At 36.5% G+C, this 26,984-nt stretch carries 22 protein-coding genes, 6 tRNA genes and 1 pseudogene; 6 read left to right on the forward strand and 23 right to left on the reverse strand.

Annotated elements, in window-relative coordinates:
* The first annotated feature begins 206 nt into the window (after positions 1-206).
* Positions 207-644 carry a hypothetical protein gene (locus KQI76_RS08630; RefSeq protein WP_216399923.1) on the forward strand — a complete coding sequence of 146 codons (438 nt, stop codon included), beginning with the start codon at positions 207-209 and terminating at the stop codon, positions 642-644.
* Positions 645-1,330: 686 nt separating this feature from the next.
* Here the strand turns inward: KQI76_RS08630 and KQI76_RS08635 are convergent.
* The 7 genes from KQI76_RS08635 to KQI76_RS08665 all read right to left on the reverse strand — a co-directional run bounded on the left by KQI76_RS08635 (position 1,331) and on the right by KQI76_RS08665 (position 8,195).
* Positions 1,331-1,645 carry a hypothetical protein gene (locus KQI76_RS08635; protein WP_216399924.1) on the reverse strand — a complete coding sequence of 105 codons (315 nt, stop codon included), beginning with the start codon at positions 1,643-1,645 and terminating at the stop codon, positions 1,331-1,333.
* 431 nt (positions 1,646-2,076) lie between these two features.
* Positions 2,077-2,748: a deoxyribose-phosphate aldolase gene (gene deoC, locus KQI76_RS08640; RefSeq protein ID WP_216399925.1), complete on the reverse strand. Its 672-nt coding sequence runs from the start codon at positions 2,746-2,748 to the stop codon at positions 2,077-2,079.
* On the reverse strand, positions 2,745-3,161 hold the full coding sequence (locus KQI76_RS08645; RefSeq protein ID WP_216399926.1) for a cytidine deaminase: 417 nt from the start codon (positions 3,159-3,161) through the stop codon (positions 2,745-2,747). The genes deoC and KQI76_RS08645 overlap by 4 nt, the downstream gene beginning before the upstream one ends.
* 49 nt (positions 3,162-3,210) lie before the next feature.
* Positions 3,211-4,029, reverse strand: coding sequence for a purine-nucleoside phosphorylase (locus KQI76_RS08650; protein ID WP_216399927.1), 819 nt, complete (start codon positions 4,027-4,029; stop codon positions 3,211-3,213).
* Positions 4,030-4,045: 16 nt separating this feature from the next.
* The gene (gene deoB, locus KQI76_RS08655; protein WP_216399928.1) at positions 4,046-5,227 is read right to left on the reverse strand and encodes a phosphopentomutase; all 1,182 of its coding nucleotides are present in this window, start codon (positions 5,225-5,227) and stop codon (positions 4,046-4,048) included.
* 453 nt (positions 5,228-5,680) lie between these two features.
* Entirely contained in the window at positions 5,681-6,985 is a 1,305-nt protein-coding gene (locus KQI76_RS08660; RefSeq protein ID WP_216399929.1) for a pyrimidine-nucleoside phosphorylase, read from the reverse strand.
* 484 nt (positions 6,986-7,469) lie between these two features.
* A complete protein-coding gene (locus KQI76_RS08665; RefSeq protein WP_216399930.1) occupies positions 7,470-8,195 on the reverse strand; it encodes a GntR family transcriptional regulator in 726 nt (241 codons plus the stop codon).
* A 461-nt stretch (positions 8,196-8,656) separates the two neighbouring features.
* Here KQI76_RS08665 and KQI76_RS08670 point away from each other — a divergent pair, with 461 nt between their 5' ends.
* Positions 8,657-9,148, forward strand: a complete 492-nt coding sequence (locus KQI76_RS08670; protein ID WP_216399931.1) for a PepSY domain-containing protein — start codon at positions 8,657-8,659, stop codon at positions 9,146-9,148.
* Between the two features lie 95 nt (positions 9,149-9,243).
* On the opposite strand, the gene KQI76_RS08675 is transcribed toward KQI76_RS08670, so the two are convergent.
* From KQI76_RS08675 to KQI76_RS11815, 4 genes are all read right to left on the reverse strand, one after another.
* The gene (locus KQI76_RS08675; protein WP_216399932.1) at positions 9,244-11,382 is read right to left on the reverse strand and encodes a heavy metal translocating P-type ATPase; all 2,139 of its coding nucleotides are present in this window, start codon (positions 11,380-11,382) and stop codon (positions 9,244-9,246) included.
* Positions 11,351-11,737 carry an ArsR/SmtB family transcription factor gene (locus KQI76_RS08680; RefSeq protein ID WP_216399933.1) on the reverse strand — a complete coding sequence of 129 codons (387 nt, stop codon included), beginning with the start codon at positions 11,735-11,737 and terminating at the stop codon, positions 11,351-11,353. The genes KQI76_RS08675 and KQI76_RS08680 overlap by 32 nt, the downstream gene beginning before the upstream one ends.
* 445 nt (positions 11,738-12,182) lie before the next feature.
* Complete coding sequence (locus tag KQI76_RS08685) at positions 12,183-12,992, reverse strand: AAC(3) family N-acetyltransferase (RefSeq protein ID WP_216399934.1); 810 nt, start codon at positions 12,990-12,992, stop codon at positions 12,183-12,185.
* Positions 12,993-13,839: 847 nt separating this feature from the next.
* On the reverse strand, positions 13,840-14,217 hold the full coding sequence (locus KQI76_RS11815; protein WP_216399935.1) for a GIY-YIG nuclease family protein: 378 nt from the start codon (positions 14,215-14,217) through the stop codon (positions 13,840-13,842).
* Between the two features lie 148 nt (positions 14,218-14,365).
* On the opposite strand from KQI76_RS11815, the gene KQI76_RS08695 reads away from it, so the two are divergent.
* Positions 14,366-15,097 carry a MerR family transcriptional regulator gene (locus KQI76_RS08695; RefSeq protein WP_216399954.1) on the forward strand — a complete coding sequence of 244 codons (732 nt, stop codon included), beginning with the start codon at positions 14,366-14,368 and terminating at the stop codon, positions 15,095-15,097.
* Positions 15,098-15,332: 235 nt separating this feature from the next.
* On the opposite strand, the gene KQI76_RS08700 is transcribed toward KQI76_RS08695, so the two are convergent.
* A complete protein-coding gene (locus KQI76_RS08700; protein WP_216399936.1) occupies positions 15,333-17,444 on the reverse strand; it encodes a Cna B-type domain-containing protein in 2,112 nt (703 codons plus the stop codon).
* 797 nt (positions 17,445-18,241) lie between these two features.
* Here KQI76_RS08700 and KQI76_RS08705 point away from each other — a divergent pair.
* Positions 18,242-18,733 carry an LURP-one-related/scramblase family protein gene (locus KQI76_RS08705; RefSeq protein ID WP_216399937.1) on the forward strand — a complete coding sequence of 164 codons (492 nt, stop codon included), beginning with the start codon at positions 18,242-18,244 and terminating at the stop codon, positions 18,731-18,733.
* A gap of 523 nt (positions 18,734-19,256) precedes the next feature.
* On the opposite strand, the gene KQI76_RS08710 is transcribed toward KQI76_RS08705, so the two are convergent.
* On the reverse strand, positions 19,257-19,478 hold the full coding sequence (locus tag KQI76_RS08710; RefSeq protein ID WP_216399938.1) for a hypothetical protein: 222 nt from the start codon (positions 19,476-19,478) through the stop codon (positions 19,257-19,259).
* 508 nt (positions 19,479-19,986) lie between these two features.
* On the opposite strand from KQI76_RS08710, the gene KQI76_RS08715 reads away from it, so the two are divergent.
* Complete coding sequence (locus KQI76_RS08715; RefSeq protein ID WP_216399939.1) at positions 19,987-20,610, forward strand: ECF transporter S component; 624 nt, start codon at positions 19,987-19,989, stop codon at positions 20,608-20,610.
* A 215-nt stretch (positions 20,611-20,825) separates the two neighbouring features.
* Here the strand turns inward: KQI76_RS08715 and KQI76_RS08720 are convergent.
* Positions 20,826-21,149 (reverse strand): annotated as a pseudogene (locus KQI76_RS08720) (carbohydrate ABC transporter permease); the annotation flags it as partial.
* A gap of 270 nt (positions 21,150-21,419) precedes the next feature.
* Between KQI76_RS08720 and KQI76_RS08725 the strand changes: the two are divergent.
* Positions 21,420-21,986, forward strand: a complete 567-nt coding sequence (locus KQI76_RS08725; protein ID WP_216399940.1) for a cupin domain-containing protein — start codon at positions 21,420-21,422, stop codon at positions 21,984-21,986.
* A 159-nt stretch (positions 21,987-22,145) separates the two neighbouring features.
* Here the strand turns inward: KQI76_RS08725 and glmM are convergent, their stop codons facing one another.
* From glmM to KQI76_RS08770, 9 genes are all read right to left on the reverse strand, one after another.
* Positions 22,146-23,492 carry a phosphoglucosamine mutase gene (glmM, locus tag KQI76_RS08730; protein WP_216399941.1) on the reverse strand — a complete coding sequence of 449 codons (1,347 nt, stop codon included), beginning with the start codon at positions 23,490-23,492 and terminating at the stop codon, positions 22,146-22,148.
* A gap of 39 nt (positions 23,493-23,531) precedes the next feature.
* Entirely contained in the window at positions 23,532-24,776 is a 1,245-nt protein-coding gene (locus KQI76_RS08735) for a CdaR family protein (protein ID WP_216399942.1), read from the reverse strand.
* The gene (gene cdaA, locus KQI76_RS08740; RefSeq protein WP_216399943.1) at positions 24,773-25,594 is read right to left on the reverse strand and encodes a diadenylate cyclase CdaA; all 822 of its coding nucleotides are present in this window, start codon (positions 25,592-25,594) and stop codon (positions 24,773-24,775) included. Before cdaA ends, KQI76_RS08735 begins: the two co-directional genes overlap by 4 nt.
* A gap of 203 nt (positions 25,595-25,797) precedes the next feature.
* Positions 25,798-25,870: transfer RNA gene (locus KQI76_RS08745), tRNA-Lys, on the reverse strand.
* A gap of 240 nt (positions 25,871-26,110) precedes the next feature.
* Positions 26,111-26,185, reverse strand: a tRNA-Gln gene (locus KQI76_RS08750).
* 57 nt (positions 26,186-26,242) lie between these two features.
* Positions 26,243-26,328 (reverse strand) — tRNA-Tyr (locus tag KQI76_RS08755).
* 12 nt (positions 26,329-26,340) lie between these two features.
* Positions 26,341-26,413 (reverse strand) — tRNA-Thr (locus KQI76_RS08760).
* A 126-nt stretch (positions 26,414-26,539) separates the two neighbouring features.
* Positions 26,540-26,615, reverse strand: a tRNA-Val gene (locus KQI76_RS08765).
* Positions 26,616-26,670: 55 nt separating this feature from the next.
* Positions 26,671-26,742: transfer RNA gene (locus tag KQI76_RS08770), tRNA-Glu, on the reverse strand.
* Positions 26,743-26,984 lie beyond the last annotated feature (242 nt).

Genomic DNA, 26,984 nt, shown 5'->3' on the forward strand with positions numbered 1-26,984 from the left:
GGATCAATAACAATTATTCTCTTTTCCAAGAACATTAAATTAGTATTTAACCAATTTTTAATAGCTAAATCTCATGTTTTTATTTATTCCTTAGTTTTCATAGAACTTTTTACATTACCTTAATATGATATAATAATAATATAACATTTTCCTGGTAAAATGTAAATTTTTTAAAAACAGGAAAATAACAGAAGGGAATGTTTGTATTGAAGAAAAATAAAATAATCATTCTAGTTATAACTTTAATTCTTTTGCTCGGTGGTATTTTTATCTGGAATAAATTAAAAAGTGAATCTTTAACAACACCTGAAGGGACACTAGATGCTTATCTTACTGAAGTTCAACAAAGACCTTACTCATTTGAGAAGGCAATTAACTATGTAGACGATACTGTTTTAGATGATGAATTTCTACAATCTATTAAAGAAGAATCAAACGATATTAATGCACCGACTTACAATAGTTTTAATTTATCAGAACAATTTATAGACCCATCAAATGAAGAGGCATCTATTGAAGTCGAATTTATATATGATAACGGCTATACCTCTAACAATACTTTTAATTTAAAAAAAATTAATGATCATTGGAAAATAGATTTACAAAATGTTCAAGAAGAATATTTTTCGTTAATCGATGATTGATATATATTTTAATTATTGCTATGATGCATCTATCTGATTATAATCAGATGATTTTAATACACTAGTTTTGCAATAATTTTTAAAAAAGAATTTTAATCAAAACCGCCAGATCTGGTGGTTTTGATTTTAAATTAATCTATCTATTTTAGTTATCCATTAAATTGTTCAAAACATCCTATAGCAAAAAAAGAAATGTGACCAATCTGCGAATAGTTGAACTAAAAAACCCCATTACTTAACATCGATAGGGGGACAAGTTTCTTTACACCATTAATCATAAATATTTCAATTTCATTCGAGCTTAATGTGTAACTGTTATCTTTCCTAAACCTCATAAAAATATAGCTTCAAAATCTTACGGTAATTTATCATAAAAAAACCACCTATAGTATATATGAACTTCCTCCTAGGCCATTTTGGTTTAAGATTTTGTCCGCATGCCCAAGTGCACATTCTTATCTTGACATTTATATATACATTATACATAACTGGATCAATGCCATTTATTGATTTAGTGAAATGAAAAGCTCGTGAACGACAACCACCCAAACATTGTTCTTTGAATTCACAATCATTTAATTTATGACAATTAACATTTAAATTATCATTAAAAAAGTTATTGAATATCCCAGATGAATTATCTTCAAAAATGTTCCCAAAGAAAAAATTTTCTGAATATTCTTTTTTTAAAAGGAGGGACATAATATGGCATTTTCTAGATAATCAATAAATAAGAAGCTTCTATTAACCCCACAATCCTTTGAGTATATACAATTAGAGCTACAAATGTTTGCTTCATCTAAGTTTAATGGTTTTTTAGATGTCCATTGATCTATAGCTATTTTTTTATAATAAGAACTTACCTTTTTTAAATGATTAACTGAAGTTTTCTCCGCCCTCCCGATAGGGATAATGATATCTGCTATATAGTTTACTCCTAAATCCATTTTCAGAAAATTAACCAAATCTTGAATTTCATCTTCTGATTTTCTATCGATCATCATATTTACCCTTATTGGAATATTATTTTTTTCAATATTCTTATTGACTTAATTGTTTTATAATATGCTCCCCTTGCTCCTCTAAAAGCATCATGAGATGAAGACTCAAAATAATCTAAACTTGTAATTATATTAATGTTCATTTTTTTATTTCTGGAACCATTTTCTCTTTTAACGGTGAAGGATCCAAGTGACAAGAAAAGATAATCCTACTTATACCTCCCCATGGGGCAAAGCAACTGATTAAATTAACCATCTCAAGTAGACTTTTTCTAATATGTAGTCGCTATATGAGCAATGAAAGTTGTCCAAATAGCAAATTAATAACCCTACTTTTTGTTAGTATGAGTCTTTTTTTAAGAAGAACAAATAGAAACCCTTAGCAACGAAAGTAGTTTGCTAAGGGTTTCTATTATTTAGTCTATAATTAATTAATAATCTACGTTCGTTTGTTCACCTTTAACAATCGCAATTCCCGAACTTGCACCGATTCGTGTTGCACCTGCCTCAACAACCGCCTTTGCCATCGCTTGGTCACGAACACCACCAGATGCCTTCACACCAATATTTGGTCCAACTGTCTTTCTCATCAGTGCAATATCTTCAATTGTTGCACCACCAGTAGAGAATCCAGTTGATGTTTTAACAAAGTCTGCACCTGCCGCTACTGCTAGTTGACAGGCTCTAACCTTTTCTTCATCTGTTAGTAAACAGGTTTCAATAATCACCTTAACAAGCGCCTTTTCCCTTGCTGCCTCAACAACTGCTTTAATATCAGCTTCAACAAGGTGATCATCATGATCTTTTAGGGCACCAATATTAATTACCATATCAATTTCTGTCGCACCATTCTTGATTGCATCTTCTGTTTCAAATACTTTCGTTTCAGAGGTCGATGCGCCTAATGGAAAGCCAATCACTGTACATACATCAACATCCGTATTCGCTAATTCTTGACTGGCAAGCTTAACCCAAGTGGGATTTACACAAACAGATGAAAAATTATATTCAATTGCTTCCTGACACAATTTGATAATTTCTTTCTTTGTCGTATCTGCTTTTAATGCTGTATGGTCGATCATTTCTGCTAATGCTTGTTTCATTTTGATTTTTCTCCCTTACTCTCTTTTAAATCATCGGATAAAAAGGCACCTGGTAATAGATCTTTAACTGTTGTCTCCAGAACATCCCCCCGTAAATTAGTCAAGGTGACTGGCATCTCTTGCGGACAAAGTTCACTAATGACCTGTCGGCAAGCACCACATGGAGAAACGGGACGATCCGTGTCAGCAACAACCACTAATCTTTCAAAGTCCTGAACGCCATCTGCATAGGCACTAAATAGCGCAGTCCGCTCTGCACAATTACCAACTGAATAAGCTGCATTTTCAATATTACAACCATGATATATTTGACCATCCTTCGTCAGTAAAGCAGCGCCAACTTTAAAATTAGAATAAGGTGTATATGCTTTTTCTCTAGCCTTTTTTGCTTCATCAATTAAATGCTCAACCATATATAGAACCCCCCTTTGTTATTATTGTTCAAGTAAATAAAGTAGGAAACTAAGGAAAGTATGTCAAAATCTCCGTAACTAGTGTTAAAAAGGCTTCTCTAACTTTTTCTGTTGTTTCGATCACTTCTTCATGGTTTAACGGCTGATCTAAAATACCCGCAGCCATGTTAGAAATACATGAAATGCCTAATACATTGAGCCCAATATGACGAGCAACAATAACCTCAGGAACAGTTGACATACCAACAGCATCCCCACCAACTGCTTGTAACATCCTAATTTCCGCTGGTGTTTCGTAAGTTGGTCCTGTGTTCCAAACATAGACTCCCTCCTTAAGATCAATGCCAAGATCACTAGCAACTTTCCTAGCAATCTCTTGTAGTGACCGGTCATAAGCTGTTGACATGTCTGGGAAGCGTACACCTTGACGATCATCGTTTGGTCCAATTAAAGGATTTTGACCTGTATGATTAATATGATCAGTGATTAACATTAAATCACCGGGTGTAAAATCAGTATTAACTCCCCCAGCCGCATTGGTTACTAGCAATGTTTCAATTCCCAATGCCCCCATTACACGAACAGGAAAAGTAACGATATCTAATTCGTAACCCTCGTAGTAATGAAACCGCCCTTGCATTGCAATCACTGGTACACCTTTTAGAGTTCCACTTACTAGTTGACCTGCGTGACCTTCGACCGTTGAAATAGGAAAACCAGGTATATCCGCATACTTAATTCGAACAGGTGCTTCAATTTGTTCAGCCAGCATTCCTAAACCAGAACCTAAGATTAAACCAACTTTTGGTTTTACCTTAAGCTTTTCGGCGATAAATAATTTTGCTTCTTCTAATTGCTTTAATTCCATTGTCTCCTCCCCCTCATTATTTTATCTTTGGTAAAAAACTCTCCCCGTATTTTGGCAGCTTAACTTTAAAATTATCAGCAATCGTTGCACCAATATCAGCAAAAGTTTTTCGAAGTGGCAATTCTGATCCAACTTCAATATTTTTATGATATACGAGTAACGGTACATATTCACGGGTATGATCTGTTCCATGGTGTGTTGGATCATTTCCATGGTCAGCAGTAATAATGAGTAAATCATCTTGACGTAATTTATCTATGACTTCCGGTAATCGTTGATCAAATGTCTCTAACGCTTTACCATAACCCTCGGGATTACGTCGATGGCCATATTTAGCGTCAAAATCAACAAGATTTAAGAAGTTTAAGCCATGAAAATCTCGGTCAATAGATTGAATGAATTTTTCCATACCGTCATCATTATCTGTTGTTCGAATCGATTCCGTTACACCTTCACCGTCATAGATATCTGAAATTTTCCCTAGAGCAAGTACGTCAAAATCAGCATCCTTTAATTCATTCATAACTGTACGACCAAAAGGTTTTAATGCATAATCGTGGCGATTAGCTGTACGCTCAAAGGAGCCAGGTTCACCGATAAACGGACGGGCAATCACACGACCTACCATATATTCCTCATTCATTGTTAATTGACGAGCAATTTCACAAATATGATATAATTCATCGATTGGAACAATATCTTCATGCGCAGCAATTTGTAAAACTGAGTCCGCAGAAGTATAAACAATTAGATCCCCTGTTCGCATGTGTTCTTCACCAAGTTCGACTAATATTTCCGTCCCTGAAGCGGGCTTATTGCCAATAATACCACGTCCTGTACGTTGTTTTAATTCATCAAGTAATTGATCTGGAAAACCATTCGCGAACGTTTGGAAAGGTTGGTCGATATAAAGGCCCATTATTTCCCAATGGCCAGTCATCGTATCTTTGCCAACAGATGCTTCCTCCATTTTTGTATAGTATGCCAAAGGACGATTGGCTTTTTCTATTCCTTTAATTTCACGGATATTGCTTAAGCCTAACTGTCCCATTGTTGGCATATTTAAGCCACCAATATGTTCAGCAATATGCCCCAAGGTATCGGCACCAACATCATTGAAATCAGCTGCGTCTGGTGCCTCACCAATCCCAACTGAATCTAATACGATTAAGAATATACGTTTAAATTGTTCTTCCATTACAGTCTCTCCTTTGAATTAATTATAAAACTGCCAGATAGTTTATCCTTACTCGATCAACATCAATATAAAGAAATACTAATAAAGTGAAACTTCAATCAGTGGGAGTTGGGGCTACGGGACCTGGTGGGCTTAGTCTGCCTTCTTCTATACCCACTGACTGGGACTGGGACTGGGACTGCGGTTACTCGTCCCATCGAAGTAATTTGCGGTTACTCGTCCCATCGAAAGCATTTGTTCTACCATAAAAGACCCCTAAACCAATCAGACCGTTACTGGCTATTGTTTCCTACTCACCATCCGATCATTTTCCTCGCATAACTGTAGTGATCGGTATACAGCTAGTTAATCTGAGAAAAAACAACTGAGCTTATGATTAGTTCTATCACTCATTTGCACTATTTCTAGTCCATAAAAGCTCAATTGATCAATTACCTTAATTAATTCAAATCATTATTCTGAAATAACGGCGTGAATCAATGGTGCTGATGTTACTTCCTCAACTTGAATTTGATAGGCCTGTTCAACTTTTGCTAAAACTTCCTTGATTTCTGTTTGATTACTATGAACGACTGCAATTGTGTCTCCCGCTTCAATATAGTCGCCGACTTTTTTCGTCAAAACGACACCGACTGCAAGATCAATTTCTGAGTCTTTTGTCATTCTTCCTGCACCTAACATGCTAGCCGCAGCCCCAATTTCTTCCGCAGTAATTTCAGATATATAGCCAGACTCCCTAGCTTTCACAGCTGTTTGGTAGCGAGCGGATGGTAATTTTTCTGGTTGATCGATGATTGAAGAATCGCCGCCTTGAGAAGCAATAAACGTTTTGAATTTCTCTATTGCCTGGCCATTTTTGATAACAGCGACTAATTTTTCACGTGCTTGCTCAATAGTATCTGCCTTTTGCGCTAAATAAACCATATGACTTCCTAGCACCAAGCATAATTCAGTTAAATCACTTGGTCCTTCACCTTTTAAAGTTGCAATTGCTTCTTTTACTTCCAAGGCATTTCCAACTGCATAACCTAACGGCTGACTCATGTCCGAGATAACCGCCATTGTTCTTCTACCTGCGCCATTCCCAATCTCAACCATTGCTTGAGCCAGATCCTTTGCTCCGGTTAAATCCTTCATAAAAGCACCTGAACCTGTCTTCACATCTAATACAATCGCATTAGCACCTGATGCGATCTTCTTACTCATAATGGAGCTTGCTATTAAAGGAATAGAATTTACTGTGCCAGTCACATCACGAAGAGCATAAAGTTTTTTATCAGCGGGTGTTAGATTTCCACTTTGCCCAATCACAGCAACTTTATTTTTATTAACGAGTTCATTAAATGTTTTCCCATCTATCTCCACCTGGAAACCATCAATTGCTTCTAATTTATCGAGAGTACCTCCTGTATGTCCTAAACCACGTCCAGACATTTTAGCGACCGGAACACCAACAGCTGCAACTAATGGAGCTAGAACCAATGTAGTTGTATCACCGACTCCGCCCGTACTATGTTTATCCACTTTAATTCCTTCAATTTCAGAAAGATCAATTTCATCACCTGAAGCAACCATAGCTTGAGTAAGATAAATGCGTTCTTCTTTTGTCATATCTTGAAAATACAAAGCCATGGCCATTGCCGACATTTGATAATCGGGAATTTGATCATTTGTGTATTGATCAATCATAAAGGCGATTTCTTCCCTTGTTAAAGCAAATCCATCTCGTTTCTTTGCAATCAGATCCACCATTCTCATCTAGCTTCCATCCTTTCATTTTTTAGCTTAAAGCGATGCTTTCATTAATCACTGTCATACTTTGTCGAAATATACCAATCGGGTTACATGCCTTGTCAGTATAAGCATTTTCACAGTAAACTTATATACATTAACTTGCCTTCACATATGGACCTATACTTTCTTTCATCATCATTTAGCTACTTTAAAACTGTATTTAATCATCCTAGCAGATAAAGAAGATCTTCATCTAGTGGGGGGCTATCATTCCCCACTTATCATCCCTTCTTTTCACTTGAAATATTACAGCGTGGTGCATATAATCCGTTAATCTGTGATAAATACCAAGCTAGATCTATCCAGCATAGAGCAGGTAATCCTTAACAATTTTATTATATAGGTTAGACGTCCAACGAGTCAATCGACGATATTGCTGATTTTAATCAACAAAAACTTAATATCTATCTTTTTTACTTTGCACAAAAGAAGACATTAAGTTTTCTCGTTAAAAAATCCGTTTTCTCAAAACATTAAAACTCACTTGATCCGATCGAAAGTAATTTAATGAATATAGAACGGGGATATCATTGAGATCGTAGTGTGTTTGTTTCAAAATTAATAATGGGGTATTACGATCACAATTTAATATTTTTGATATTTCCTTATGGTAACTAATTGTTTTTATATCTGCTTCTGCATAGCTAATCGTAATTCCAGCATCCTTTTGTAAGGATTTCAACATTGATTCATCACTTAAGTTGTAATCACTACCAATCACCTTTTCAGGTAATTTATCAATACAATATACAAGTGGCTCACCATCGGCTTTTCTTACACGTTTAACAAGAAAAATACGTTCGTCGCCCTCGATCTTCAATTCAGAACTATCCTCACAATGCGGTTCTGTAAAACCAGCATACAGCAATTCCGTTTTAGGTGTCTTCCCTTCCCGCTTAATCATATCTGTAATACTAAATAATTCTTCTAATCCACCTGAAAAAACAGGCTTTTTATTAACAAAGGTCCCAATACCATGTCTTCTAATAATGATATTTTCCTCTTCAAGGATTCGTAGAGCCTCTCTCAGTGTATTACGTGAGACGTGTAATTGTTTAGCAAAATCCATCTCCGAAGGCAAACGCTGCCCAGGTTCAATCTCACCTTTACTAATTTTATCTCTAATCTGTTCGATTACGATTAAATACCGAGGCGTTTGATATTTATAATCCATCGCAATGCCCCCTTCAGCTAATATTGAGTCTGATTTGTTCACTATTGTCTCTAGAATGCGTATTAACTTATTCTTATCATATCATAATATGCCATGAATGAAAGCGGTAAATTGAGTTCAAGACTTAACTTCTCATATTGTTTTTTTGTGGGTAACCGTCTAAGATGGTTAGGCTTCACTCAGCGGAGGTTTTCCTCGTTTTCCCCAAGCAAAAGATGAAGCAATCAAATTTTTACAAAAATTGATCTCCACTTATAATTCAATCATTCCCCTTGCATAATTGAAGTGAGCCTTATAACCACTAATCTGCGATTAAAGGTTTTGAATTTTTTAACCGATAAAAAAAGTGTCAGTCAGTAAGTATGTGACTATGTTAAAATTGCTTATTTGGGCAAAAGAATTTAAAATAAGTGTATCAAGTTTTTTTACAAAGCGGTTTTCTATGCAAAGGTGGGACAAAGATGAAAAAAGTTTTATTTATAATAGCTTGTCTTTTTCTTGTTGGCTGTCGAACAAATGAGGCACCAGTAAAAGAAGATAATGTGGATATGAATGCAGTTGAAGATCGAGATGAGGGTACTATAACAGAGGGAACAGAGGATCATGACGGGGATACTATAACAGAAGAAACAGAGGATCACGACAACCAATCTGATGATAGTCATGAAGTAGAATCTTCCGAGGAAAACCATGACAGTGCAGAGGAAACTGAAAATAATAATGGCCCCTATAGCTCTGAAGAGGCGATTGATCTCGTCCAGAAATTTGTTCAAGGAGCTGAACTAGACACAGAGCTAAATTACTCATACGACGGTGAGGATGAGCAGGGGAATTATCGTATTCAAGTATTCGAGGTAGTTGATCATGGTGAAGGTGAATCACATACAGCCACATATGGTTGGTATCTAGTTAACCCTGAAACTGGTGAAGTAACAGACATGCTTGCCCAGTAATCACTTTATATTTTTTAAAAAGCACATGGTGGATAAGCATGTGCTTTTTTGTTCACCTGTTCTGGGAGGGAAGTAGAATTCCGCACTTGGGAATTCTACTCCTTCACACCTATCAACCGCATACTATTTAATGACACAATCAATGTTGCCCCCATATCTGATACAATCGCAATCCAAAGTGTCAACCAACCCGGGACTACAAGCAAAAGAGCCACTAGCTTGATTAAAATTGAAAACGAGATATTCGTCTTAATTATGCTCAATGTCTGACGACTTAACTTAACGATAAATGGTAATTTAGCCAAATCATCACCCATCAAGGCAACATCAGCCGTTTCAATTGCTGTATCTGTTCCTGCACTCCCCATTGCAATTCCAACCGTTGCCGCAGCTAAAGCCGGTGCATCATTCACCCCATCACCGACCATCGCAACCTCGCCATAGTAATCGCGTATTTCCTTAATCACCGCAAGCTTGTCATCAGGCATTAATTCGGCTTGCACATTTGTTATACCTGTTTGCTCAGCGATAGCCATAGCAGTCAGTTGGTTATCACCCGTTAACATCACTAGTTCTTTGATACCCACTTCATGCAACTGTTTAATCACAGTTTTGCTCGATTCCCGTATCTTATCAGCAACAGCAATCAAAGCTAGAATTTCTTTTTCCTTGCCAAAAAGCATCACTGTTTTCCCTTCTTTTTGATAAGACTCTATTTGTTCTATTATCAGCTGATCCAATTGATTAGTAAAAAGGGCGGGACTTCCAACATAATAATTGGTACTATCGATCCGACCGGTAACCCCTTTTCCTGTAATTGAAGCGAAATCCTCGACTATTATGGAATGATAATCTAGCATTTCAGCTTTTTTTATAATTGCTGAGGCAAGCGGGTGTTGAGAACGCCGTTCAAGTGCTGCTATGATTTTTAGCCAGTCAGTTTGATCCTTTTCCTTATTAAACACCTGATAATCTGTGACAATGGGAATACCTTCAGTTAATGTTCCTGTCTTATCAAAAGCAATGGCCTTTAGTGTACCGATCTTTTCTAAGTATATCCCACCTTTTATAAGCACTCCTTTTTTTGCTGCATTTCCAATTGCGGAAACAATTGAAATCGGTGTTGAGACAACAAGGGCACAAGGGCAACCAACGACGAGAACGGCTAGACCTTGATAAACCCATGTTTTCCAACTCAAATCTAGAATCAATGGAGGAATTATAGCGACTAAGAGGGCAATCCCCATAATAATCGGCGTATAATATTGTGCAAATCGGTCAACAAAAGCTTGAGCTGGTGCCTGTTCAGCTTGTGCCTCTTCCACTAAGTGGATAATCTTAGCTATAGTTGTATCATTAACAAGCTTAGTGACCTGTATTTCAAGCGTTCCTTCTTCATTTAAAGTCCCGGCAAAAACAGTATCCTTTTGTCGTTTTTCAACTGAAACTGACTCACCAGTAATCGCTGCTTGATTCACAGAAGAATGCCCTGCACTAACAATTCCATCCATTGCAATTTTTTCACCAGGCTTAACAATCATGATATCGCCAATTTCAATTTCAGTAACAGCTAGTATTATCTCTTGACCATCTCTTCTAATTAAGGCCTCATTTGGTGCAATTTCCATTAATGAACGAATTGATTGCCTCGCTTGATCAATTGAAAAACGTTCTAATTCTTCACTAAGGGCAAATAAAATAACGACAACAGCCACTTCTAGCCATTCACCAATGATAGCCCCACCTATAACCGCAACTGTCATTAACGTTTTCATATCAAAATCGAACTTCAGTAAATTTTTGCAACCTATTTTTAACAAGTCATATCCCGATACAGTGATCGATGTTGCGAATAACAAAATGGTGACAGGATTTAGCTCTCCATTGATGAAAGAGGAGATAATTCCAATCAATAGAAAGACCGTTGCATACAGCAATGAACTATATTCTTTATAGTAAGGGGGCTTACCAACTTCATTTTCCCCAACAGCTGTTTTTACTTGATGTTCAGGTATAATCTTTAAATGTTCAAATGCCCCAGCCTGTTCTAAAGCCTCGACAGTCGTTTCACCATAAACTGAGATTTTCCCTGCACCGAAATTCACCTTCGCATCTGTTACACCCTGTAATGCTTTAACATTTCGCTCAAATTTACCGGCACAATTCGCGCATGAAAGGCCTTTGACACGGTAAATTTGTTCATCACTCTTCACGATAAGCCACCTCTTTTCCATGTTCAATAGCTATGGTCATCAGCTTTTTCACATGATTATCATCCAATGAATAAAAAACACGTTTTCCTTCTTTTCTTACTTTCGCTAAACCATTATGGTGCAACTGTCGTAAATGATGAGAAGCAGTAGCAGTTGTAGAGTCAATAATATTTGCTACATCACAAACGCAAAGCTCCGATTCTTCAATTAATGCATAAATAATTTTTAAGCGCGTTTGACTAGAAAGAACTTTAAACATTGCAACAACAGGAATAAAGTCTTCACTATCAATCGCTACTTTTGCTCGATTCACCTTTTCCTCATCAAAACTAAAGACTTCACAGGTGTTTAATGGCAGATTTGTATGTTCATTCATTTTATCCAACCTCATTCAAACCATGATTTGATTGTATGATTACATTCTAATTTCCACTTGAATGATAGTCAATCAAATATTTTACTATGTAGTTTTAACTCGTCCCTACTTCATTTTTGGGTATATGTATAAAAAGTCATTTTCCAACTGGGATTACGGACTTAGAGTTTCCACGTAAAAAACCTCCTTCTAAGAATGGAAGGAGGCCCTACTAACAAATTTAAGTTTTTATCAAAAAAAGATATCGGCAATTGATACTCACATTTTAGATCTGACTGTGAATTACCGGTAATATTAAGTGACCTCTAGCTAGTGGGAGACTTCACCCCCACTAAGTATTAGATAGACGAATCAAGTTTTTACTGATCGTTTATTTTCACTTATCATCCAGTGTTACAGTGAGGAATCACCATCAGTTAATCAACGATAAAAAGATAATCTCTATCTAACTGTTACATGTTCTTTTTTTTCGAAAGTAAGCTGTTGAAAAGTCAACAGCTTCCCTAAGTGAAAATAGACGCGATTCAGCTAAACCCATTCGATCTTTCTTTACAATATGCTGTTGCTCAAATAATTCACCCATTTGTTCAAACAGTTCTTCCTCAAAGTCAATATCCTGATATTGACACCAAATCCGCTTGCCTTCTTCAATAATTGGTGCCCCCTCATGAACAATCCGATAACCAGGGGCCCGATATTCTCCAAAATGGAAGGCTGTATTCGTATCAAAGCCGGTACCAATAAATAAGATGTGGGCATCAAGTTGATATAACTTGGCGAGTGGTGATTTTTCACCTAATCCAAAATCAAGTGAATGATCTGCTAATACTTTTTTCTTATTATCTCCCCAAGCCGCAAAGGAGAGCGCTGGATGATTACTACGTTCAACCAGTGGATAGGTTCGGAATGTCTCAGCAATTCGCCCCATTCCACTAGTTGGGGTTGTGTCGCTATCGTATGCAGGCATTGTAAGACGAATTTCATCCCACCATTCCTTTGGTACAGCCGGATTCATCCACTTACTTGGATCACTCCAATCACTACTTTGTGTTGGCATCACAATCAAGCCCTTTTCTGTTATAAGTTGCATTAATGCCTCAATTACAGCAACTGCCCCACCATTAACCCAACCAATAGAAGATAAAGATGAATGAACCAATATACTCATCCCCTGCTTTACACCTAGTCTTTCTAAATCCCTCACTAAAGTGGTCACTGTATTTAAATTTTCAGTTTGTTCAATAATTTTTTTCATGATAAACACCTTTCAAAAACGATATTGATTGATCCTATCATATCATGGAATAGATAAATTAGATTGGTTCCCCACTCATTTCTAACGGGGATCGAAGTAGAAGTCCTTTGCGGGAAATCAGATAAAGTGAAACTTCAATCAGTGGGTGGGATGTGGTGGGTGTAGTCTACCGTCCCTTATCCCCCACGGATTGGGATTGGTACTAGGTTGCCGAATGATTCCGAGCATAGATCATGGGTTGCGAGCATAGATTGCGATTTTCGAGCATAGAACCACAGTTTCCGAGCATAAAATGAGATTTTCGAGCATAGAGCCAGGGTGCGGGCGTAGAATACAGTTTCGAGCATAGAACCATAGTTTCCGAGCATAAATTGCGATTTTCGAGCATAGAACCATAGTTTCCGAGCATAAATCGTGATTTTCGAGAATAGAGCCAGGGTGCGGGCATAGAATACAGGTTACGAGCATAGATTGCGATTTTCGAGCATAGAATCATAGTTTCCGAGCATAAAATGAGATTTTCGAGCATAGAGCCACAGTTTCCGAGCATAAAATGAGATTTTCGAGCATAGAGCCAGGGTGCGGGCGTAGAAGACAGTTTCGAGCATAGATTGCGATTTTCGAGCATAGAACCACAGTTTTCGAGCATAGACGCATGACCCCCTAAGAAAAATACAATATAGATTCAATTAAAAATAAATTGGGTTGGCTAGCTGTTTTTCTTCGCTAAGGATTCGACAAAGTAGCCTTCTACCTATATTAATCAACAAACTAAGGGATGGGGATGCCAGTTTTTAAAAAATTATTCGACTGAATTGCTGATTCATAGCTTAAGCTCTTAAACCAGCTAAGCTTCATAATAAAATAAGTGGGCATAACATTTACAATCGGATGAGCCAAAGCCTTTAACTGGCATATTTCCCCTATGTTCCAACATTAAATTTTGAAACAGCTGGCATTCTCCTTCTTGTTCAGGATAACTTTGCACAGATTGAATGTCTAAGTATGGTCGCAAATAATCAATATGCCATCTATTTTTCTTATCAATTTTCATATGTCGCCCAATTCTAGCTACTATATTCCGTTTGGCACTACCCACATATACATAATAGCCTTTTGGGAAGTTAAAACGACCTAATTTCCCAATCGGGACGTCCTCTATATCCTTATTTAATCGATAAGTAATCGCGTAAAGTGTATCCGATTCATTGACAGAATAATGCACTGTTTTCACCCCTACTAGTAAATATTAAAGTCTATCTTCTAAGTTAAGTATATGCAGGGCCTCTCTTATGATCAACTTGATTGAATTTTTTCAAGAAAAGCGTTGACTCTAACCTTACGTTATACTTTATTATATTTAGTGAGGGGGGATCAATATAAAAATAAAGGAAGTTGCTGATTTAGTTGGTATTAGTGTGCGCACACTACATCACTATCATGAAATTGATTTGCTTATTCCAGAAAGAATGACTGAGTCAGGATATCGCATCTATTCTGATCAAAATCTTGAAACACTACAACAAATCTTATTTTTTAAAGAGCTTGGATTCCCCTTAAATAAAATTAAAGAGATCATTCATAGTCCTTCTTTTAATCAATTGGACGCTTTGGATATGCAACACAAAATGTTATTAGAGAAAAGGGAACGACTGAACAAAATGATTGATACCATTGAAAGAACAATTCAACATACGAAAGGAGAGATAGCCATGTCTAATGAGGAAAAATTTTCAGGATTTGATTTTAGCAATAACCCCTATGAAGAGGAAGCAAAACAAAGATGGGGCGATCAGGCAGTTGATCAAGCAAATAAAAAAGCAAAAGAGCTAACTGAATTTGAGCAGGATAAGTTCAATCAAATCTATCATGATCTTGCCGCTGTTCGTCATTTCGCTCCAGATTCAAAAGTAGCCCAGGAAAAAATCAACGCCTGGTATGTTTATTTGAATAAATTAGGTAACTATTCATATGAAGCATTTAAAAATTTAGGTCAGATGTACGTCGATGATAAACGCTTCACGGAAAATATTGACCAGTTTGGTGAAGGTTTAGCCATGTTTATGCGTGATGCGATGGCAATTTATGCTGATTCACACCAATAAGAAAATAAACTATCCATTTAATTAATATTCAAATAAGTGATACCGATAAACTCAGACGGTATCACTTATCTTTTCTCCGAATCGTTAACTAATTAGCCCTATTTAAATCATATTAGGTGTTAATCATTTATCTTTAAAGGAAACATCTTATTTACTTCCATATTAATTAATTCAAATTCGGTAGTAATAACGATCGACTTACAAAAAGCAATTCAGATAAAAAATCCTCTATTCATTACGACTTCCATCTTCTTCTCCCTAAGATAAAATAACTCAATCCGCCCGTTAAGATTAAGCCTAAACCAATCCAAAGATAATTGAAGGTATGAGTGGCTGTCTTAGGTAAAAATGCACTTTCTTCTATAAATTTTGTATCTTTTGCTTTCATAATCGAATGCTCAATTTCATTATTGGCGTCTATTTTCTTTGCCGTCCCTGTTATTGGCTTAGACTTCTCTATCTCCGTATTGGTTACAGTAAAGCCCTCCTCTTTATTACCTGTAATTGTCGTTTCATAACCTGCTATTGCAACTTCTTCAACACTATATAAAATTTCTCCTCTGTCTGTTTCTACTGGTAAATCGGTAAATACATGTTTCCAATCATTTGCTTCGGATAACTCAATTGTATCCACTACTTCACCATCAGCTAATAAGTGGATCGTTACTTGTTCCTGAACGCTGCCTTCCCAAACCTTTTCAATTGTAATATCGATTGGGTCTGGCTCATTCACTATCTGCTCTTCTATCTCCGTATTGGTTACAGTAAAGCCATCCTCTTTATTTCCTGTAATTGTCATTTCATAACCCGCTATTGCAACTTCTTCAACACTATATAAAATTTCTCCTCTGTCTGTTTCTACTGGTAAATCGGTAAATACATGTTTCCAATCATTCGCTTCAGATAAATCAATTGTATCCACTACTTCACCATCAGCTAATAAGTGGATCGTTACATATTCCTGGACACTTCCTTCCCAAACCTTTTCAACTGTAATATCGATAGGGGCTGGCTCATTCACTATCTGCTCTTCTATCTCCGTATTGGTAACCGTAAAGCCGTCCTCTTTATTACCTGTAATCGTTGTTTCATAACCTGCTATTGCAACTTCTTCAACACTATATAAAATTTCACCTTTGTCTGTCTCTACCGGTAAATCGGTAAATACATGTTTCCAATCATTCACTTCAGATAACTCAATTGTATCCACTACTTCACCATCAGCTAGTAAGTGGATGGTTACATATTCCTGGGCACTTCCTTCCCAAACCTTTTCAACCGCAATATTCACTGTTTTTGGTTCAGTGGGATCCGGATCTTCAGATTCTGTATAATCATCTCTATGGGTTTCACCGTTTACTACTATATCCTTTGCAACAACTGTCCCATTAAGATTATGATCCAAAATAACCGTTGCTCCTGGAGATATAATAGATCCCGTAACTGCCGCCAAATTCTTTATTGTTCCTGTATATATGTTTTTTTCATTTGAAGAGTCGTACACATTCCAAACAACATTAGCATTAGACCAATTTGTAACATGCCCAATTGAAACTTGTGAGTCATCCGTATAATGTGCAATTGATTTAGGTATCGTGAATAAACTTTGATCTTCCATCTGACTCATATCAACATTGATGATTAATGTTGATGCTTTATCCTTATTAAAACCCTTTATATCAATCGGCTTAGAAAAATCAAGGTCGCCAAGGGCTACGTTATAGACGTTAAATTGATTATCTGTAGCAACAATAAGCTCCTGTTTATTCCAATCTTTATTATTAATTGTACTTGTATTATTGTCTAACATAGACAGGTCATTAACTAACTGGATAACATCTTGTTTCACTTTATTTAAATCAATAAACTCCCTTTCACCATCCTGCCACAAATGATTAGGACTATTTTGTTTATTGGGGGCATCGACTTTATAGCCATTAATCGACCACGCCTGACCATTATCAACCAAATCAAGCTCGACATCCCTACCGACAACTAAAATCGAATCGACATGGGAGGTTGTATTAATCGCTGAACCACATTCGAACTGTTTAATATAACTGACTTCCTCTACATCAGACGTGCCAAAATCACTCCCATAAATTAATTTATCTGTTAATATGTTTCCATTTACATGGACATTGTTCTTTACACTATCTAAACCAACAAGATGAAACCCGCCTGCCACTCCAAGTAGATTATCCTGATAGTACTTTGTTTGCTCGTATACATTGGAGTCATCAACCATTATCGTCCCATTACTTTCCCTTGCATGAGAACTAGTAGGAAAACCAAATACATATAGCACAAATAAAAATGCAACAAAAAGCAAACTAACTTTCCTCATCATTATTCAGGCCCCTTTTCAAATAAAAGAAATAATGAATTGAACGATATTTTTTCAAAAAAACACAATATTATGTCTGTTTATGATGAAGGGGTATTTTCTTGAATCATTGAATACATATCGTTTATTCTCAGTCATTCTATTCAGTGAAAAGGTGTAATATGACGGGATTTGCTAAAATCTTGAGGTCGTGTGATTTTCTACTTACTATCGATTAGATTCAAACCGACATTTTTTAGAGGAAAAAGCACTCAGTGATCGAGGCGAATGGTTTTCAAAATGATTAAGATATTTTTAAAACGAGTTTACTCGTCCCAACGAAAACATTTGTTACTACCGCAAGAGTATGACCTAAAGGCCCTTGAACCAATTGGGGCCCTACTATCAGGTGGTCCCCCGCTTACGATTCCTAGTTTCTTTCGAATTCTTGAAGTGAGGGTCTTACTGATCGTTGCACTGCAATAAAAAAACACCCGACCATTAGGAAGATCCTAGTGGTTGGATGTAGTAGGACGAAGAGTTAAAGAGAATGTCATCATATAATCAAAAGTCTAATCTTCTAAAAAAGGGATTGATTTACTAAAAATAAAACCCACCATTATTATTTACGCTGCTTCGCTATCTGTTTCCACTTCCTTGTTTCAGTCTACAGATGATTAACATACACAAATTCATGCTATTAAAAATAGATATGGTTAGTTTTTAAATAATTAAACCTTGAACACTTTTTATTTGCTATAATTTAAATCAACTAGCCTGTAAAAATTGGCTCAAATCAATTAGAAAGAAGGAGAAAAATGGGTCGCTTATATATCAAACAAAAAGTTTTTAGCATAGGTGAGCGTTTTACGGTTAAAGATGAAAATCAAGTAGATAAATATTTTATTCAAGGAAGTTTTCTATCCATTCCAAAAAGATTTGAAATTAAAGATACGAGTGGCAATCATATAGCTACTATTACAAAAAAAGTCCTCAGTTTGTTACCAAAATTTTTTATTGAGGTTGATGGCGAAGAAATCCTAACTATTGCTAAAGAATTTTCCTTCTTCAAAGATCGCTACCGAATCGATAGCGCCGAAATCCAGATTAAGGGAGACTGGTGGGATAAACACTTTGAAATCTTCCGCCAGGGTAACAAGATTGCGCATGTCAATGAAAAGTGGTTTACTTGGGGCGATACGTTTGAGGTTGATGTCCACGACGAGGATTATGAACATATCGTGATTGCAATTGTCGTTGCAATAGACTGTGTCAAATCAAGCGAAAAATCCGCTGCAGATTCGAATTAAAGGAAATATAGTTAACCGAACCAAATAGATGATGTCAGTGAAAAACCTATTCAATTAATATGTAAAAATAAATCGATTTTATCCATATTCTCCACCCAAGTAGATAGAAGGTGGAATCTTAGCACCATCCAGAGGAGATAAAGTGAAAACTTCAATCAGTAGGGGTTGGGCTTACAAGATGTAGGTCATGCAGACCTCACCACAAGACCTGGTGAGTTTAGTCTGCCTGCCCAATTCCCCACTGATTGGAACTGGGATCGCGGTTACTCGTCCCAAAACTTTAAGATCTGGATTTGGCCAACTGGAATCCACCCGATCAAAAAAATTGATCGACGGAACAAGGATGAGTTTTACCATCTGATATCAGCCACTTACCATACTTAGTACTACTTTTATTAATAAAGAAATCATCTTTTGGTTAGTTAAAGTGAGAACAAGCCCTCTCATTTAACCATTAAAGTTTTTGCTGACCGAACAAGGCTTGACCTTGATAAGAACGGCAATAATCAAAATATATTTGATGCTATTTATCAATCCATTCTTTTAAATCAGTATCACCAGGATTCTGACGAAGTCTTTCGATATCATTTCTTGTTGTCCGTGTGATATACCTTTCCCATTCACTATTTGAGTCAGTAGCCATTTGAACAATAACATAGCATAGTCGATTAAATATGCCATTAAGTTCTGAAAGTGGCAGGACTTCACCCTCGAAATCTAGCAAGTCCTGTGGTGGATTCTGCACTTTAGCATAGACTTTATGATAGACTAGCGTTCCCCCTCAACAAGAAACTGCCCCCCATGGCAAGGGTATGATCAATACTGTCCCATAGCCACAACAGAGATCTAGAACTCTAGTTTCAGAATTAAAACCTAAACTATTTCCGAAGCTTAACAATTCATCTACTGAAACCATGCGAATCAAATATTCACTATCTTCTATTTTTCTCTTAAATTCAAGTTGATAATCCCTGAGAAAAACACCTTTAATGATTGTTGAATTTTGTTAAATTAAGCGAGACAATGTTTCATTGCTTACATATTTCATAAAATGCTCATAATGAAATGATCAGCTTACGATCTACCATTCCTATTGATCCTAGCGGGATAAGTAAGACTGATAACCATTGAGAATATGAATTGTTACTGGAATCTTTTCACTAATAATGTTAGAATATCCTTACTTTATAATAAATACGATTTCTATGGCTGATTAAAATCTATAAAAATAAGTACAGTGGGGGGATTATAATATGAAAATGAAAAATTTCACTTTAACTGCTATTTTTGTTTCAATTATTTTATTAGCTGCATTTACTCCATTTGGCTTTATCCATTTAGGTGTAATTAAGGCAACAATCATCCATATTCCTGTCATCGTTGCAGCAATAATCTTAGGTCCAAAAATTGGATCTTTTCTAGGGCTCATATTTGGGCTTACAAGTATTGTGATCAATACGATTTCACCAACTTTATTATCATTTGCCTTTTCACCAGCTATTCCCGTTTTAGGTACAAGTAACGGAAGCATGTGGGCAATATTTGTAGCAATTGTTCCTCGGGTTATTTTGGGATTCATCCCTTATTACATTTTTAAAGCAATTCACAAATCTGATACACAAAAGAAGCTTAAGCAAAAAACAAGTTTATTTATAACCGGCTTGCTTACAACTTTTATTCATACATTTTTGGTAATGGGGTCAATTTCTTTAATTTTTAATGAGGCATATGCACAAGCGATTAATGCTGAAAGTACAACTGCAATTATTGTAGCTGTTTTAACAGTATTCTTTACAAATGGTCTTGCTGAAGCTGTTCTTGCAGGCATTGTTACGACAGCTGTTGTTCCTCCATTGCTCAAGACTGTAAATAAATAGTGTGAATCTTCAAATTGTTAATTAAAATAGAGAAATACAACTTTACAATTATATGAAGAGATAAAACGGTAGGTGAGGAAACACAGCTTTATTTATTATAAAGTAATTCTGTAATCCATACGTTTCTGCATTTAATGATAATGAATATAAAAATGAAGTTAATGATGGGACGGGTCCTCTGTGGTTACCCGTCCCAAGACGTTACAGAGCAATTATTAACCTTTGACCGACCCCAACATTCCAGATACAAAATGTTTTTGCATCAAGAAGAAAACAAGTGCTGTTGGTAATGTTGCGATAACAATTGCCGTCATCATCACCCCATAATCAGGTGAATAACTAGAACCAAGCTTTGAAATTAATAACGGGATCGTATGATTTTTAGGTGATTGTAGGATAATCAGTGGCCAAATATAATTATTCCAGCTATTCATAAAAGCAATAATCGCCGCAGCTGAATAAGTATTTTTCATTGTCGGTACATAAATACGAAAGAATATACCCAATTCACTCAAACCATCAATCCTTCCCGCTTCAATTCATTCTTTAGCAACCACCACTGATTGATAGATGAATAGATTGATCTTGCACTAACTATTGCCCCAATTATAATCTGCTTGTTTCACTGATATTATTGAAATAGGAGTTTTACGATCGTCATCCCCCATAAAAAACTTATGACCTTACAAGCATTCAGCTAATTCCCAACATCCTTTTTAACAAACATAGAAATTACCCAATAAATTGTGGTACCTTACTTAGGCTAATTGCATATTGTAATACGAACATTTAATAAGGAGATGAAAGAAGTGTACAATTATCCTTGGGGATACCCACAATATCCATATTACTATAACGGAGTACCCTATCAAGATAATCGACAACCAATATTTTGGGGCAACACTGATGAAATAGAACACTTTAATCCATTTTATTACTCACACGATCATGAGGACTATATGACTTTGAAAGATTATGGAGATAATCCCCTCGTTGTCAATATTGAACATGCAACAGAGAGAAATAATACATTTCGAACCGTTTTATGGACCGGCGAAAATCTACAGGTCACTTTAATGAGCATTGATGTAGGAGATGACATTGGGCTGGAAGTTCATCCTAATGTAGACCAATTTTTAAGGATCGAGGATGGAGAAGGGCTTGTTCAAATGGGGGATGCAAAGGAAAACTTATCCCTACAAAGACGAGTTGATGACGAGTCAGCTATTATAGTACCCGCAGGAACATGGCATAATGTCATCAATATTGGGAACCAGCCACTTAAACTTTACACCATCTATGCACCACCTGAACATCCATTCGGTACAATTCATAGAACCAAAGCTGAAGCCATTGAAGCTGAAGGTCATCATTAACGCTAATTAATTCCGATTGATTAGGGGAAAAGCAAACTAAATTCGGTAAAATTCATAAATAAAACTGTTAGATCGTAGCAAAAGACCTATTCTATAAGAAAAATAGCACATATCGGCTATGTATGTAGTCGGTATGTGCTATTGTAGTAATTATTTAACTCATTCTAACCCTAGTAACTCTTCAATTGTGTTAACAATTTGATCTGCTGCTTCATGGCAACGTTCAATCGTTGGGGCTTCAACCATCACACGGACAAGTGATTCTGTTCCTGATGGTCTAACAAGTACGCGACCATCATTTCCCATCTCCGCCTCAACTTTATTAATTATTTCCTGAATACGCGGTTCCACTAATACTTGATGTTTATCAATCACTTTTATATTCTTTAAAACTTGTGGAAACTTCTCCATTTCCTGCGTTAATTCGGATAGTCTCTTTCCTGTTTCCTTCATGATATTAATCAGCTGTATCGCTGTTAGCATGCCGTCTCCAGTAGTGATATAGTCTAGAAAAATGATATGACCAGACTGTTCACCACCTAGGTTATACCCACCTTTACGCATTTCCTCAACAACATAGCGGTCACCAACAGCTGTTTTATCACTCTTTATGCCGATTTTTTCAATTGCTTTATAAAAGCCTAAATTACTCATCACTGTTGTGACAACCGTTGAATGACGGAGAAGGCCACGTTTGTTTAGATGGTCTGCACAAATATACATAATTTGATCACCATCAACAATGCTTCCTTTTTCATCAACTACGATCAATCGATCACCATCGCCATCAAAAGCCAAGCCAATATCCGCTTCCTTCTCGAGCACTAAAGCTTGTAGTGATTCCGGATTCGTTGAACCAACACCAGCATTAATATTTAACCCATCTGGTGATACACCAATCGTAGATAAATCCGCCTCCAAGTCAGCAAATAAATGTGGTGCTAAAGAAGAGGTCGATCCATTTGCGCAATCAAGTGCAATATGAAGCCCATCGAATTCATTATCAATCGATTGTTTTAAATATTGAAGGTATTTCTGTCCACCTTCAAAGTAATCATTAATGACACCAATTTCTGAACCAATTGGACGCGGAAATGTATCTTCCTTTTGATCGATTAATTCCTCTATTTCCTGTTCTTGTTCATCCGATAATTTAAAGCCATCTGGTCCAAAAAATTTAATTCCATTATCCTCCACTGGATTATGTGAGGCAGAAATCATGATTCCAGCTTCGGCTCCCATGACCTTTGTTAAGTAGGCTACCCCAGGTGTTGTGATGACTCCAAGCCGCATTACTTCTACTCCAACTGATAATAAACCAGAAGTTAAAGCTCCTTCTAACATATCACCTGAAATACGCGTGTCCTTTCCAATTAATACTTTAGGTTTCTCTACTTCCTTTGTCAGTACATATCCACTAACTCGGCCCAGTTTAAAAGCTAACTCCGGCGTCAACTGCTCATTAGCTATACCACGCACACCATCTGTTCCGAAATACTTATCCATCATGTACCTCTCCTTTACATCCAAAATACTTATTATTCTTTACTCAACTTCAATCGTCACTTCATCTATTGCTAACGAAAAGTCTAATCCTTTAGGTCCTTTAGCCTTTATCGGTAACTGATATTCACCGTCTTCTTTTCCATCTAAATCAACAGTTAATTTAAAATCATCCGAACTAACATTAGCTAAATCCGTTTCATAGCCCGATACATTAATATCAAGCAAACCAGTATCAGGATCTAAAAATGATGTCTTTAAACCACTATTTAGATTTTTTATATCAATTTCAACATCCTCAATCGTCTCTTCAATCCATTCTTCGACTTCTATAGTAACTGTTACGGTCTCATTCGATAAAAGTCTTGCAGTCTCAGGCATTTCCAATTCAGCCTCAATGGTAGTTGTTTCCGTAATTTCTGATAAATCAATTGGAACAGTACTAATTGATTCAATGCCAGCCAGATCATCCTCCGAAGCGAATACTTGAACTTCATCTTCATCTAGATCCATTGAGATCATTCGCAAGTCCTCTGACAACTCCTCTGTCGTTTCTATAGAAATAGGTACTGTTTTGTTTGGATTAGCAACCGTGACCTCTACCGAAACGGTTTCTGGCTCAATTCGAGCATTGAGCTGATTACCTTCATGATCATAGACACGAACCGGTACTTCTGTGAAAGTTATATCTTCACCTAGCCCATCAAGATCAACATAAGCTGTAACCATCGCGATTCGGTCAATCACATCTTTGGAACTCGTAATTTGCACAGTTTCTGGAACAACCTTAGCTGAAGACACTTCATAACCAGGTTGAAGTCCATCAAGATTAGTAAAGTCAACATCAACTTGATAGTCGTTGGTTGCCCTTTCTTCAATTGAAACCTCGATTTGTTCAGGATTAATTTCGACTGATAATCGATTTGAAATTCCTTCATATTCGAGTGGAACCATATGTGTCCCCGGTTCTAAATCTTCAAGATTAACATACACATCAAAATTCCGTTGTGTCGCTGTCGTTTGTACCACGCTAACTGTCCCTTCCAAAGTAACTGTAACCGTTTGCGGTACTCCACTTACAACATACTTTTCATCATCTATTTGAATACTCACAGGAATATCGTCTAATATTTGCACTTCTTGTGAACTATTGAGGAGCGAATCAAAACTACCGATATCCGCCGCCCGCGTATCCTGACTATCAATTGAAATCACAATATAAGCAAAAATGGCAAGCAACAATGAGATAATGCGAATAACCCAGGTTTTATTTAACCATTCATTCATTTCTTTCTTCCCCTCCAGTTCCAATTTTTCGGTATAGAGGTTTTTGCTAAATCTGATCCTAAATCTTGTTTTAACACATTAATTAATTTGTCCTGATCTACATCACGGTATAATTCACCATTCCGGGTGAAAGAGATACTTCCCGTTTCTTCTGAAACAATAATTGTTAATGCATCACTTACTTCACTAATCCCCATAGCAGCACGATGGCGAGTTCCTAGTTCTTTAGAGATAAATGGGCTTTCTGAGAGTGGTAAATAACAAGCCGCAGCGACAATTTCATTATGGTTTATTATCACTGCCCCATCGTGTAATGGTGTGTTTGGAACAAAAATATTAGTTAACAATTGATGGGTGAGTTGACCTTGGATCGGAATACCCGTTTCAATGTAATCCCCCATATTTGTTTCGCGTTCAATCGTGATCAATGCTCCAATTCTTCGTTTACCCATATAAATGCATGATTTAACAATTGCATCAATTGTTTGATTAAGGATCTCCTCCTCAGATTGCCGGTTTCTACTAAAGAAACTTCCACGGCCTATCTGTTCCAAAGCTCTTCTTATTTCTGGTTGAAATAAAATAATCACGGCAACCGGTCCCCAAGCGATGACTTGTTCAATCAAAACCTGCACTGTTTGGAGGTTAATTAAATAGCTAATTAAATAGATAAATAAAACAACAAATATTCCTTTTAACAATTGAATGGCTTTTGTGCCACGTAATAACATAATTAACTTATAAAAAACATACCAGACAAGGGTAATGTCAACTACTATTCTGAGCATATTAAATATATTTAGTCCCCCATCAAGCATGTTTATACACCCCTTTGTTCATAAAGTCACCACTCTTTTCAATTGATAATTGTTCTTTTTATTATAGCATAACCAAATGAACCTTAAAAATATAAATTATGAGGGTAAAAATGGTAAATTTAGAATTAAAATAGGGACTGAATATTAACGATATCATTCAATCCCGATAAGAAAATTAAATTAAGTTTTAAATATGTATAAAGTGAGCCATGAAGGATTCGAACCTTCGACCCTCTGATTAAAAGTCAGATGCTCTATCGACTGAGCTAATGGCTCATAATTTTCGAATGACGATCTTTGTCTCATAGCAGGCTGTTTGGTGTTTTCACTATATACTTTATACTATCTAGTCATTGGATCATAAACACTTGAATCCAAGTAACTCTTTACAGTACACAGCAGAATGGCTACTCATCATTAAAGTAAAAAACGTCAACTTCTGATTCTTTTAATAGAAAAACCTTTAAAACATGATGTTTTAAAGGTTATTTATCACATTCATATTAAAGAAAAAGTTGGCTGGGCTAGCTGGATTCGAACCAACGAATGACGGAACCAAAAACCGTTGCCTTACCGCTTGGCTATAGCCCATTAAAAATAATAGCGCACTTTGCACAACTACCTAGACAATGCCAATATAAAAATTAATGGTGGAGGGAGTAGGACTCGAACCTACGAACCCGATGGGAGCGGATTTACAGTCCGCCGCGTTTGGCCAACTTCGCTATCCCTCCAAATGATCACTATGCCGGCCAGAGGACTTGAACCCCCAACCTACTGATTACAAGTCAGTTGCTCTACCAATTGAGCTAGGCCGGCTCAATAAGAATAATGAACCTTTATCTAGTATCTTCATCTTGTTTCAAGATTATTCAATAAAAATTAACCCGCTTTAAACCTTCGATTAAATCACACATTCTAATCCTAAACACAAATGATTATAAATGGTGGAGGATGCAGGGCTCGAACCTGCGACCCCCTGCTTGTAAGGCAGGTGCTCTCCCAGCTGAGCTAATCCTCCAAAGAACAAGATATTATTTTTTAGCTATTCTTAATCATCTCAAATAGTATTTTGATGACCCGTACGGGATTCGAACCCGTGTTACCGCCGTGAAAGGGCGGTGTCTTAACCGCTTGACCAACGGGCCACTTTTAAAAAACGAATGCTTTAAGGTGACTTATTAGTGGCTTTCAAATTCGACACAAAAACTATTATAGCGTAATTTGTTTTTTTGTCAACTATCAAATAAAGATTTTTCCCGTAATTTAAAATTATATTTTAGGTTAGCTGGCTTTCCAATATATCCACAATATTTACTAAATACAAAGATTAAAAAATTAGAAGATCCAAAAAGGCCTTATCATCAGCTCATCAATTGATAAATAAGCG

Source organism: Amphibacillus sp. MSJ-3, assembly GCF_018919165.1.
In the GTDB taxonomy this organism is placed as follows: Bacteria; Bacillota; Bacilli; order Bacillales; family Amphibacillaceae; genus Amphibacillus.

Bases quoted from the DNA above. Each gene is read 5' to 3' on its own strand.
- KQI76_RS08635 (WP_216399924.1), bottom strand. From the start codon at position 1,645: ATGATCGATAGAAAATCAGAAGATGAAATTCAAGATTTGGTTAATTTT.
- deoC (WP_216399925.1), bottom strand. From the start codon at position 2,748: ATGAAACAAGCATTAGCAGAAATGATCGACCATACAGCATTAAAAGCA.
- KQI76_RS08645 (WP_216399926.1), bottom strand. From the start codon at position 3,161: ATGGTTGAGCATTTAATTGATGAAGCAAAAAAGGCTAGAGAAAAAGCA.
- KQI76_RS08650 (WP_216399927.1), bottom strand. From the start codon at position 4,029: ATGGAATTAAAGCAATTAGAAGAAGCAAAATTATTTATCGCCGAAAAG.
- deoB (WP_216399928.1), bottom strand. From the start codon at position 5,227: ATGGAAGAACAATTTAAACGTATATTCTTAATCGTATTAGATTCAGTT.
- KQI76_RS08660 (WP_216399929.1), bottom strand. From the start codon at position 6,985: ATGAGAATGGTGGATCTGATTGCAAAGAAACGAGATGGATTTGCTTTA.
- KQI76_RS08665 (WP_216399930.1), bottom strand. From the start codon at position 8,195: ATGGATTATAAATATCAAACGCCTCGGTATTTAATCGTAATCGAACAG.
- KQI76_RS08670 (WP_216399931.1), top strand. From the start codon at position 8,657: ATGAAAAAAGTTTTATTTATAATAGCTTGTCTTTTTCTTGTTGGCTGT.
- KQI76_RS08675 (WP_216399932.1), bottom strand. From the start codon at position 11,382: ATGGAAAAGAGGTGGCTTATCGTGAAGAGTGATGAACAAATTTACCGT.
- KQI76_RS08680 (WP_216399933.1), bottom strand. From the start codon at position 11,737: ATGAATGAACATACAAATCTGCCATTAAACACCTGTGAAGTCTTTAGT.
- KQI76_RS08685 (WP_216399934.1), bottom strand. From the start codon at position 12,992: ATGAAAAAAATTATTGAACAAACTGAAAATTTAAATACAGTGACCACT.
- KQI76_RS08700 (WP_216399936.1), bottom strand. From the start codon at position 17,444: ATGAGGAAAGTTAGTTTGCTTTTTGTTGCATTTTTATTTGTGCTATAT.
- KQI76_RS08705 (WP_216399937.1), top strand. From the start codon at position 18,242: ATGGGTCGCTTATATATCAAACAAAAAGTTTTTAGCATAGGTGAGCGT.
- KQI76_RS08715 (WP_216399939.1), top strand. From the start codon at position 19,987: ATGAAAATGAAAAATTTCACTTTAACTGCTATTTTTGTTTCAATTATT.
- glmM (WP_216399941.1), bottom strand. From the start codon at position 23,492: ATGGATAAGTATTTCGGAACAGATGGTGTGCGTGGTATAGCTAATGAG.
- KQI76_RS08735 (WP_216399942.1), bottom strand. From the start codon at position 24,776: ATGAATGAATGGTTAAATAAAACCTGGGTTATTCGCATTATCTCATTG.
- cdaA (WP_216399943.1), bottom strand. From the start codon at position 25,594: ATGCTTGATGGGGGACTAAATATATTTAATATGCTCAGAATAGTAGTT.